The following is a 9,183-nucleotide window of genomic DNA, read 5'->3' as shown; positions in this document are numbered from 1 at the left end:
TGTTCAGATCGGGGTGGTATTTGCGGGCCAGCTTGCGGTAGGCCTTGGTGATGTCTGCGTCGCTGGCGTCCTTGGAGACACCAAGGACTTTGTAGAAGTCTTTGCTCAGCCATTCATTCTCAGCCATTCATGTCTCCTTTCAAAGTTTCGATTTAAGTTACGCGCGGTGACCGCGTGGGGATGCGGTTTTAGGTACGCACGGTGACCGCGTGGGGGTCAGGATATGCGTATCGCGACACGCTCCGGGCCGCTCGGCCAAGTCATACGGTCTCGACACGCATATCCCGACCCCCACGCTCGTTGCGTACATAACTTGCGTTTACGTCGATTACGGATGCAACTTGTGTTTCGTTGATTACCCGCGTAACTTGCGTTTGTCGGATTTGCGGAAGCCGGTCATGACGATTGGGATGGCCGGCTTCTGCAACGTCCCTTTAGAGAGAGGGATGTTTAGTTCTTGGGGGAGGCCACGACCACGCGGGCGGCGCGGATGACGCGGTCGCCGATGCGGTAGCCGGCCTCCACCACGGTGTCGACGGTGTCCTTCTCGGCCGAATCGTCCGGCTTGTGCAGGATCGCCTCATGCTTGGTGGGGTCGAACTCCTCGCCCTTCTCGCCGAACTTCTCGACGCCGAACTTCTCGAACGCCTTGTCGATCTTCGCGGCCACGGCCTTGAACGAATCGTCCATCTCGCTGTGCTCGCGGATGCGGTCGATGTCGTCGAGGGCCGGCAGCAGCGCGGTCAGCACGTCGATGATGCCGTGCTGACGGAAACGCTCCTGCTCACGCTGGGCGCGGTTGCGGTAGTTGACGAACTCGGCGCGTTCGCGCTGGAGCGCCTCGAGGTAGTCGGCGGCCTCCTTCTTGGCCTTGCCAAGCGGAGTGAGGGAATCGTCGGAGGCGGCCGCATCAGCGGACGCATCCTTGGAACCCTCGGCCTTGTCGGCCGCTTCAGGCTTGGCGGACTCGGCAGGAGCTTCCTGCTTCGCGTTCTCGGTCGAGGGGGCCGGAGACGGCTGTTCGGCCTTCGCCGAGCCGGTTTCACCGTCGGAGGCGGCCGAGCCGGCCGCGGAGGACTTGGCCGCGCCGGCAGCCACGTCGTCCACGTCCGGCAGGTCGTTCAGGTAATCGTCCTTGTTGAACTCAGCCATCGGACGGAACCTTACTTGTTGTCCTTGTCGTCGTCATCCACGACTTCGGCGTCCACCACGTCGTCGTCGCCACCGTTCGAGGCGGCGCCCGACGCACCGGCACCGGCGGCACCCGCACCGGCAGCGCCGGCGGCACCGGCCGCGGCCTGCTGCGAGTACAGGGCCTCGCCGATCTTCTGTGCGGCGGTCATCAGCTCGCTCTGTGCGGTCTTGATCTTCTCGATGTCCTCGCCCTTCAGGGCCTCCTTCAGGGCGTTGACCTTGTCGGTGACCTCCTTGGCGATCTCATCGGAGATCTTGTCCTTGTTGTCGTTGACGAGCTTCTCGGTCTGGTAGGCGAACGCCTCGGCCTGGTTGCGGGTCTCGGCCTCCTCCTTGCGCTTCTTGTCCTCGGCCTCGTGGGCTTCGGCCTCCTTGACCATGCGGTCGATCTCGTCCTTCGGCAGGCCCGAGCCGCCGGTGATGGTCATCGACTGCTCCTTGCCGGTGCCCTTGTCCTTGGCGGACACGTGCACGATGCCGTTGGCGTCGATGTCGAAGGTGACCTCGATCTGCGGGACGCCACGCGGCGCCGGCGCGATGCCGGTCAGCTCGAAGGTGCCCAGCGGCTTGTTGTCGCGGGCGAACTCGCGCTCGCCCTGGTAGACCTGGATGAGCACGGACGGCTGGTTGTCCTCGGCGGTGGAGAAGACCTCGGAACGCTTGGTCGGGATGGCGGTGTTGCGGTCGATGAGCTTGGTCATGATGCCGCCCTTGGTCTCGATGCCCAGCGACAGCGGGGTCACGTCGATGAGCAGGACGTCCTTGCGGTCGCCCTTGATGACGCCGGACTGCACGGCTGCGCCGACGGCCACGACCTCATCCGGGTTCACGGACTGGTTCGCTTCCTTGCCGCCGGTGAGCTCCTTGACGAGCTCCTTGACGGCCGGCATACGGGTCGAACCGCCGACGAGCACGACGTGGTCGATGTCGGACACGGAGATGTTCGCGTCGCGCAGCACGTTGTTGAACGGCGTGCGGCAGCGGCCGAGCAGGTCGGAGGTCATTTCCTCGAAGTGGGCGCGGGTGAGCGTCTCGTCGAGGTGCACCGGGGTGCCGTCGGGGGTCATCGCGAGGTACTGCATGTTGATGGAGGTAGAGGTGGACGAAGACAGTTCCTTCTTCGCCTGCTCGGCGGCTTCCTTCAGACGCTGCAGCGCGATCTTGTCCTTGGACAGGTCGACGCCGTACTTGTTCTTGACCTCGGAGACCAGCCAGTCGATGATCTTCTGATCCCAATCGTCGCCGCCGAGGTGGTTGTCGCCGTTGGTGGCCTGCACCTGAATGGTGGAGAAGCCGTCGTCGTCCTTGCCGATCTCCAGCAGGGACACATCGAAGGTGCCGCCGCCGAGATCGAAGACCAGGATGCGCTCGTCCTCCTTGCCCTTCTCGAGGCCGTAGGCCAGCGCGGCCGCGGTCGGCTCGTTGATGATGCGCAGCACGTTCAGGCCGGCGATCTTGCCGGCGTCCTTGGTGGCCTGACGCTGGGCGTCGTTGAAGTACGCCGGGCAGGTGATGACGGCGTCCGTGACCGGCTCGCCGAGGTACGCCTCGGCGTCCCTCTTCAGCTTCATCAGGATCTGCGCGGAGATCTCCTGCGGGGTCCACTTCTTGCCATCGATCTCGACGGTCCAGTCGGTGCCCATGTGACGCTTGACGGAGGAGATGGTGCGCTCGACGTTGGTGACGGCCTGACGCTTCGCGACCTCGCCGACGAGGATCTCGCCGGACTTGCTGAACGCCACCACGGACGGCGTGGTGCGCGCGCCTTCCGCGTTGACGATGACGGTCGGCTCGCCGCCTTCAAGCGTGGCGATGCAGGAATTCGTAGTACCCAGATCAATGCCTACTGCACGTCCCATAATGTTGCTCCTTTGTTGAGTGGTTCGTTGTACGTTTCTTGCTCAAGTCTCGGACCCCGGGTTGTCCGCCCGGCATCCTCGTCTCGAGGACGCTCTGTTTTGCTTTCCAAAACTTGAGCCTACACCACTCAACTTTCCGACGCAACTTTTTATTCCCACTTCCTCACGACTTTTTTCGCGTGTCTTCGAGCATCTTCTTCTCGAGCGGGATGCGAGGCACCGGAGCTCCACATAACGGACCGAGTGGCGGAAAACGCTCGCTGGCGCGCCATCAGCGAGAGAAAGATGCCACGCAATAAACCGAGTGGCGGTTTTCTCTCACCGACACACCGTCAGTGAGAGAAAACCGCCACTATAGCTAGGCCACTAGGCGCCACCCATGCGGGTCACCCACGCGGGCATCGCCATTGCCCGCGCAGGCATCACCAGCTGTGCCAGGCGATGCCTTCGCCCTGCCAGCCGCGCTTCGCCGCCGTGATCACGTCGTACTCGTGCTTGTCCGCCGTGTACAGATGCTCTCCGTTGTACGGGTTGTACGCACGGTACACCGTGACGTCGCCGGCATCGTCCTGGTACCAGGCGATGCCTTCGGCCTTCCAGCCGTGCCTGGTGGTGATCACCTGATACTCGTGCTTGTTGGCGGTCCAATGATGGTTGCCGTTGTACGGGTTGTACGCACGGTACACGGGCGTGCCCTTGGACGGCTGCCGGAACGCGACGCCCTCGTACTTCCAGCCGCGCTTGACCAGCACGTTCTTCTCCTTCGCGCTGATGGTGTAGTGGTGCAGGCCGGAGTACGGGTTGTACAGGCGGTAGACGGGCACCATCGTCACGGACGGCTTGTCGGTATCGTCCTTGCCGGTGTCGTCCTTGTCGCCCGGGGTCGGCGTCGGATCGGGAGTCGGATCAGGATCCGGAGTCGGAGTCGGGTCCGGATCAACGGCCGCGGCCTTCTTGAGCACGGTCGCGGCCAACGCGCCGACGTTCGCGACGCCGTCCTCGCCGACCGTCACCGTCGCGCCGCCGTCCGTCGTCACCTTGCCATCGGCGACAAGCGTGACGTACGAGCCGGCCGGCACGCCGGTCACGGCCGCGACGGAATCGTTCGCGTTGAACGCGACCACGTACGTATCATCGCCATCGGTCAGCTGGTACGCGACCACGCCGTCGGACTGCCGCAGCACGGTCATGTGCTTGGCGATCTCGTCGTAGTCGGACAGGTGCAGGTTGGCGATCGACTTGCGCAGCGCGATGAGCCCGCGCACGTAGTCGACCGAGTCGGCCTGCTCGACGGCGCGGTTCCAGTCGATCGCGTTGACCTTGTCGCCCGCGTTGTAGCTGTTGCCGTTGCCGCCCTTGGTGCGCAGGAACTCCTGGCCGAACTGCATGTCGGTGACGCCCTGCGACAGCAGGATCAGCGAGTCGGCGAGCTTGGCGCGAGCCGCGCGCGTCTCCTCGGAGTCGCCGGCCGCGCTCTTGACGAGCTTGTCGTACAGCGTCAGGTTGTCGTGGATCTCGACGTACTGCACGACCTGGTCCGCGCCCGCGTAGTCGGTGTCGGCGGAACCGTTGTTGCAGTGGCCGGTGTCGTCGATGCCGTCGCGCTTGTTGTTGCAGCCGAGCACGTTGGTGGCGATGAGGTTCTCCTTGCCGGCCTTGCCGGTCACGAAGCCGGTGTCCTCGTCGGAGAACACGCTGCCCTTGATCGCGTCGCGCAGCGAGTCGTTGAAGAACGCCACGCCCGGCACCTTGCTGGCGTTGGGCTGGGTGGTCTCCTGGTCGCCGATCGCGTCGGTCATATCCCAGCCTTCGCCGATGACGAGGATGCCCGGGTCGATCTTGTCGAGCGCCGCGCGGACCTCCTTCATCGTGGTCTGGTCGATGAGGCCCATGAGGTCGAAGCGGAAGCCGTCGACGTTGTACTCCTTCGCCCAGTACGTGACCGAGTCGACGATGTACTTGCGGGCCATCGCGCGCTCGGAGGCCACGTCGTTGCCGCAGCCGGAGCCGTTGGTCAGGTTGCCGTTGGCGTCGTAGCGGAAGTAGTAGCCGGGGACGGTCTTGCCGAACGCGTGCGTGGAGGCGTTGTACACGTGGTTGTACACCACGTCCATCACCACGTACAGGCCGTTCTTGTGCAGCCCCTTGACCATCTGCTTCATTTCGGTCACGCGCGCGGCCGGGTCGCTCGGGTCGGAGGAGTAGGAGCCTTCGGGCACGTTGTAGTTGACCGGGTCGTAGCCCCAGTTCTGTGCGCCGTCCGCGCCGTAGCTCAGGTCGCCGGTCTCGTCGACGGAGCCGTAGTCGTAGACGGGCATGATCTGCACGTGCGTCACGCCGAGCGACTTCAGGTAGTCGATGCCCGTCGCGGACGCGCCCTTCTTGCCGTCGACCGTAGTGCCTTCCTCGACGAAGCCGAGGTACTTGCCGCGCTTGTCGGCGGAGACGCCGGAGTTCGGGTTGATCGTCATGTCGCGAACGTTCGCTTCCGTGACGATCGCGTCGGTCGGCTTGCTGAACGACGCCATGCGCCTGCCGGCGTCGCCCTGCTCCTTGCCGCTCAGCACGACGGAGCGCTCGCCGTTGACGACGGCCGCGGTCGCGTACGGGTCGGGCGACGTGTTCACCGTGCCGTCGGCGAACGTGAGCTCGTAGTCGTAGGCGTAGTCCTTGAGATCGCCCTTGACATCGAACGCCCACACGCCCTTGTCGCCGGACTTGTCCAGCGTCACGGCGTCGGTCTGCGCGCCGTCGGCCTTGGTCGAGTCCTGGTACAGCCGCAGCGTGACCTTGGTCGCGGTCGGCGCCCACAGCTTGAACGTGGTCCGCTCGGCCGTGTAGTTCGCGCCCAGGTCGTCGCCGTCGTACGCGTACTTCTTGTCGAACGCGTCGGAGCGCACGACCGCGCCGAGCGCGACGTTCTGCGTGCCGTAGCCGTCGACGCTCACGACGTACGCCTTGGTCACGTCGAGCTCGTCCTTGGTCGTGATGACCAGCGTGTTGCCGTCGGCCTTCACGTCCTTGATCTCGGCGCCGTCGATGCTCACCTTGCCTGCGAGATCGTCGGTCGCGATCGACTTGTTGAGTTTGACGTTGATCGTGGTGAAGTCGGCCATCGACGCGGAGACGATCGTGCCGGCCGCGTTGTACAGCGTGCCGTTGGTGTAGATCGTCGGATCGCCCTGCACGAGCCAGATCTCGGCGTCGGCCGTGCCGTCGTCTTTCAGCGTGATCGCGGACTGCGGGATGGTGCGGTTGTCGTCGTTCGGGTCCTTGGACTCCCAGCCGTCGCCGCCGTAGCGCACGATGAACTGCGGCACCTGCATGCCGCTGCCCTTGAGCGTGTACTTGGCGGTCAGGCCGTAGTCGTCGTGGGATGTGAACGGGTACGCGGCGCCGTTGACGCCGTCGGCCCAACCCCAGATGTCCCACGCCTTCATGCCGTCCTCGCTCGTGTAGTCGTCGGCGAGGCGGTGGTAGTGGATGGTCACGTTGATCGTGTCGGCGGTCTTCTTGTAGCCTTCCGGCGCCGCGGTGAGCGTCTCGTCGGGCTTGGATCCGTCGACCCAGATCTCCGCCGTTCCGGTGGAGCCGTCGATGAGGCGGTCGCCGCCGACCTTGTCCCAGCCTTCGGTGGTGACGATCACGCCGATCTTGTCGGCCTCGTACGCGCCGTCGACGGTGGTCTCGAACACCTTGCCGTAGGAGTCCTCGCCGGTGAACGCGTGCCAGCCGGCCGCGAGCGCGTTGCCGTCTTTGTCGGTGCCCCACATGTACACGCCGCGGTCGGCGACGGCGTCGCCTTCGGCGGCCTTGTAGTGCACGACGACCTTGGTCTTGGGCCGGTACTGCTGCACGTCGGAGGGCACGCCGGCGCTGGCCTCGTGGTCCGCGACCGCGGTCCAGTGGCCCTGCGCGGTGTAGTTGCCGCCGCCGTTCGGGTTGTCCCAGTTGGAGCCGCCGTCGGTGAACACGTATTCAAACGACTGGCCCTTCGGGTCGACCGTGTACTTGACCCAGCCGTTGCCGGCGTCGGTCATGAGCTCGTGGCCCTGCTCGGCCCAGTTGTTGACGCCGTAGTGCAGGTACGCCTGCTTCCAGCCGTCGGGGAGCTTGTAGTAGATCGTGCGGCTGGTGTCGGTCGCGGCCTTGGCGGCCTCGTCGTTGACGGTCAGGTCGGGGTCGGACGGGTCGGACTTGGCCGTGCCGGTCCAGCTGTCCTTGGTCGCGCCCGCGTAGATAGCGATGGCCGAGTTCTTGCCGAGCGTCGCGTCGAACGTGCCGTCGTCCTTCACGGTGACGGTCTGGGAGCAGTCGCCGGTCGCGTACACGTTGCAGTATTCGCCGGCCGGCAGCGACGTTGTGAACGTCTGCTGCGAGTCCTTGTCGCTGTTGTTGAGCGCGAGATAGCCGACGTCGCCGCGGCCGAAGCCGAGCACGTTGCTGCCGTACGCCTTCCAGTCGGTCACGGCGGTGCCGGCGACGGCGTTGTGGAAGCCGATCATGCCGCGGATCGCGGTCCAGCGGTCGGCGCACTGCCAGGTGCCGGACGTCATCGAGCCGTCGGTCGGGCAGGTCATGTCGGGGACCGACGTTTCGGTCGCGCCGGGCGCGCCGTCGTCGTTGTCGTCGAAGTAGTAGCCGGAGTAGACGTGCGGCTGGCCGTAGTCGTACGCGAGCATGAATGCGTTCGCAAGCAGGTACTTCGAGCCCTTCTTGTACGTGATCGCGGACGAGTTGCGTTCGGTGTCCCAGTTGGTCACCCACACGGCCGCCTGGTCGGAGGTCAGCCAGCCGTCGCCGCCGATCTTGCCGAGTCCCTTGCTGTCGCTGGTGATGTCGGACGCGAACGCGGCGGACAGGTGCGCGTTGTAGTTGAATTCGGAGACCTTGCCGTTGCCGACGTAGTTGCTCGGCTGGATCGCGGCGGCCTCGCTCGCGTTGCCGATGACCTCCTGCTCGAAGAAGATGTCGTCGGCGTTGCGGCCGGATTTTTCGGCCAGCTTGGCCTTGATGGCGGCCACGTCCTTGTTGGCGATGTGCTTGACGGCGTCGACGCGGAAGCCGTACACGCCGAGCTGGAGCAGCCGGTTCATGTAGTCGGCGAGCTTGTCCTGCACATACTCCTGGCTGGTGTCGAGGTCCTGCAGGCCGGTCAGGCGGCAGTTCTGGACCTCGTCGGCGTTGGTGTAGTCGCCGATGTTCTTGTCGCAGTCGTGGAAGTTCTCTTTGGTGTAGGGGATTTCGGGGAAGTCGCCGTTCGAGTCGAACTTGCTGCCGGCCACGCCTGTGCCCTCGCCGCGGTCGACGCCCGTGGTGTGGTTGATGACCGCGTCGGCGATGACCTGGACGCCGGCCGCGTTGCACACCTTGATCATGTTCTTGAGCTCGGCTTCGGTGCCCAGCTTGGAGTCGAACTTGTAGCTGACCGGCTGGTACGAGGTCCACCATTCGGTGCCCTGGACGGTTTCCAGCGGCGGGGAGATCTGCACGTAGCCCACGCCTTCGGGACCGTATACCTCGGTGCATTCGTTGGCCACGGAGTTCCAGTTGGTCTGGAACGCGATGACGATCACGTCCTTCGCCCCGCCTGCCGCGGAGCCCGTCGACGTTGCGGCGTCGGTCGCGGCGCCGGCGGACGTCGCCGTGCCTGCCGTCTGCTGGGCCAGTGCCGTCGTCGGCAGCGCCGTCAGTCCGGCCGCGGTCATCGCGAACGCGACGCCGGTCGCGGCCACGCGTCTGGCGAACGAACCGAATTGTCGTATGACCATGTGTGTCCTTCCTCTTTCGTTCTCGCCGTTGAGCTCTCCGACTCATGTCATCATTGAGCATCTCTGTCTGACAACGTTTGCGCACATGACAGCAAGGAAGCCATCGTTATCATCGAGGCTTCTTGCTTACGTTCGCATCTCGCAGTCGCCCCCAACGATAGCACGTCGCGGCCCTGTCCGGCAACGGGAACGACATCCCGCGCGAGCCGCGACGCGCCCATGTTTCCCGGTTGGGGCTGCGGACGTTTTCTTGGAGACCGAACGGAAAGATTTTCGTATGTTCAGTCTTGAGGAACGAGAGCGTGCGGTGGAGTTGTATTTCACCACGCCGATGACGACGGCCCAGGTGGTGGAGCATC

The 9,183-nt window shown here is 64.8% G+C and carries 4 protein-coding genes; all 4 read right to left on the bottom strand.

The genetic code is table 11. The features are described from left to right. Positions 1-127: DnaJ domain-containing protein (locus JS533_RS12875; protein ID WP_241515133.1), on the bottom strand; the 127-nt coding region annotated here is incomplete at its 3' end. Positions 128-450: 323 nt separating this feature from the next. Further along, positions 451-1,152 carry a nucleotide exchange factor GrpE gene (grpE, locus tag JS533_RS12870; protein ID WP_241515131.1) on the bottom strand — a complete coding sequence of 234 codons (702 nt, stop codon included), beginning with the start codon at positions 1,150-1,152 and terminating at the stop codon, positions 451-453. 11 nt (positions 1,153-1,163) lie between these two features. After that, positions 1,164-3,053 carry a molecular chaperone DnaK gene (gene dnaK / locus JS533_RS12865; protein ID WP_241515130.1) on the bottom strand — a complete coding sequence of 630 codons (1,890 nt, stop codon included), beginning with the start codon at positions 3,051-3,053 and terminating at the stop codon, positions 1,164-1,166. 422 nt (positions 3,054-3,475) lie between these two features. Then, entirely contained in the window at positions 3,476-8,824 is a 5,349-nt protein-coding gene (pulA, locus tag JS533_RS12860; RefSeq protein ID WP_241515128.1) for a type I pullulanase, read from the bottom strand. Positions 8,825-9,183 lie beyond the last annotated feature (359 nt).

Source organism: Bifidobacterium amazonense (assembly GCF_018555435.2).
GTDB classification, from domain to species: Bacteria; Actinomycetota; Actinomycetes; order Actinomycetales; family Bifidobacteriaceae; genus Bifidobacterium; species Bifidobacterium amazonense.
This window is presented reverse-complemented; position numbering and strand designations above follow the sequence as displayed.